The 2,257-nt window shown below is 44.8% G+C and carries 3 protein-coding genes and 1 pseudogene; 2 read left to right on the plus strand and 2 right to left on the minus strand.

What is annotated here, in order from left to right:
- A pseudogene (locus tag A3761_RS17625) lies at window positions 1–286 on the minus strand (hypothetical protein); the annotation flags it as partial.
- 245 nt (window positions 287–531) lie between these two features.
- Between A3761_RS17625 and elbB the strand changes: the two are divergent.
- Both elbB and A3761_RS17635 read left to right on the plus strand, forming a co-directional pair.
- On the plus strand, window positions 532–1,188 hold the full coding sequence (elbB, locus tag A3761_RS17630; RefSeq protein ID WP_068507707.1) for an isoprenoid biosynthesis glyoxalase ElbB: 657 nt from the start codon (window positions 532–534) through the stop codon (window positions 1,186–1,188).
- A 103-nt stretch (window positions 1,189–1,291) separates the two neighbouring features.
- Window positions 1,292–1,741 (plus strand): DUF695 domain-containing protein, encoded by a 450-nt coding sequence (locus A3761_RS17635; RefSeq protein WP_068507709.1) that lies wholly within the window; start codon window positions 1,292–1,294, stop codon window positions 1,739–1,741.
- Window positions 1,742–1,882: 141 nt separating this feature from the next.
- Here the strand turns inward: A3761_RS17635 and A3761_RS17640 are convergent.
- Window positions 1,883–2,257 (minus strand): tRNA (adenine(22)-N(1))-methyltransferase TrmK (locus A3761_RS17640; RefSeq protein ID WP_197473097.1); only part of this gene is annotated, 375 nt, incomplete at its 5' end.

The following is a 2,257-nucleotide window of genomic DNA, read 5'->3' on the forward strand; positions in this document are numbered from 1 at the left end:
TGATCGCCCCTTTACTTGCATACAAGCGATGTTTCGGAAAAGCATCTCGCCAGGCTTGAACGCCCATATAGTGAAAACTGTTTGGCATCACCAGGTGCATGCAGAGCTCTTCATTTAGCCATTCTTTGGGAAAGGCATCGATCAAAGATTTACCAGGGCTGATAATCACGATGTCTGAATCACTTGTTTTGATCGCGATAGAGTTTGAAACAAAGTTTGGCACAATATACTGACCAACTCTGATTTCCGGGTGTTTTTCAATCTCGTGCCATAAATTCTTTTGCATCTGGCCGTGTTCCTTAGTCTAAAGAGAAGCGAATTGGCGAACATAATATGAACTAAACGGAGCATAGTAAATAACGATCTAAGCAACCCGCTACTTCGCTAAAGCCCTATCAGGCGATATGCGGTTCTTCTAACAATAAATTGATATAGATCAAGACGATGTTTTGTTGTACTCGAATGGACTTGCTAGACTCGAAATAACGATGAAAGTTTTGTCTGGCAATTGACTAACTGAAGGAAAGGTTTATGAGCGATAAAAAAGTTGCGGTGGTGTTGTCTGGCTGTGGTGTATTCGATGGCTCTGAAATATATGAAGCAACACTGACATTGTTGGCACTTGATCGAGCAGGGGTTGCGTATCAGTGTATGGCTCCGAATATTGATCAGATGCATGTGCTTAATCACATGACGGGTAAAGAGATGAATGAGACTCGGAATGTACTCGTTGAGTCTGCACGCCTGGCTCGCGGAGATATCATCGACCTGTCAGAGGCTAAACCTGAAGATTATGCAGGGCTTATTTTCCCCGGAGGCTTTGGCGCGGCTAAAAATCTATCCAACTTTGCGGTAGCGGGTACCGATATGGAGGTTAATTCGCAAGTCGCTGAGTTTGCTCAGGCCTTTCACCGTCAACAAAAAGTAATTGGGCTTGTGTGTATTGCGCCGGCATTGGCGCCGAAGCTGATTGGCCACGGAGTGAAGTGTACAATCGGAAATGATGCCGATACCTCTGAGGCAATCACTGCTATGGGTGGAGAGCATCAAACCTGCGCCGTTGATGATTGCGTTATTGATGAGGCCAATAATACTGTGTCCACTCCTGCCTATATGCTGGCGAGCCGGATTAGTCAGGCAGCTTCAGGTATAGAGAAGCTGGTTTCTATAGTCATACAGCGTTTGTAGCTTTAGCGTGATTGAAAGACTCTTGCAAGCTCGGGCATGAGTCGTTAATGTTGCTCATAGAAATTGAGTCTGAGACCATTATCGAACCAAAGAGAGAAAACACGTGAGTAGTAAGTTTGTTATTCCTGAGCCGAGTTACCAAGTCATCCACCGTGAAGATATGGGTGCAAAAGTCTATGCTGCGGTGAACACGACACTGGCCACTTTTGAGGACGAGCCGCGTAAACTCTATGCTTGGCAGTTATCACTGATTCTTAAATTAGACACCGAAGATGAACAAGGCTTGACACTTCCAGAGGAAGCAAAAGAAATTGAGCCTTTTTGCCAGCAATTGGACGTTGACCTTCGAGCCGGCGGGAATGCTGTGCCTTTAGCGAGAATTACCTGGAATAAGACGCGAGAGTTACTTTTTAGAGTCTACAACCCGGTTCAAGCTGACGAATTAATAAAGAGTATTATCGAAGCGGATACCACGCCACGCCCCTTCAGCTATACAATCGACCCTGATGAAGATTGGAAGATGTCAGAGGTTTACCTTAAGAGCTTTAGGTAAAAGCGTTTCAATGGGGTCAGACTCGATTGAAAACAGCAATCGTTTTGTAGGCAGTGCTTTCCTCGGCTCGCTGGTGAATCAGTACAATGTTTCTTGTTGGGTTGAGTAAGTGAGGGGTGGAACCTTCTGCCCACAACTTCTTTATGCTTGTATATGTTCAGCGCAAAGCTCATAGGCGCGTATGACCTCATCGACTTTATCTCCGTGATTAATTCGGGATTTTTTGTAGTGAGATAGAACGCGCGCCAGATACTCATGGGCAATCTCAGCTTGAACTTCCGTTTCACCCTGCCAAATTTTTCTACCCGCCGGAGATATTTCCTTCTTTAAACCACTACACGAAGAAACATGCAGTATTTCATAAAACTGCTTTCGTTCTTTCACCAGTTGTTCGTCAAGCAGAGAAAAATCGAGCTTAATGAGGTGCTGCCTAAGTGCATATTGGTGATAAACAGGGCAGAGCAGATAATCGATATCAAGGTTTTGAAACTTCTGATGAAGCTGGTTGATCAGGCT

The sequence above is a fragment of the Oleiphilus sp. HI0123 genome (genome assembly GCF_001635315.1).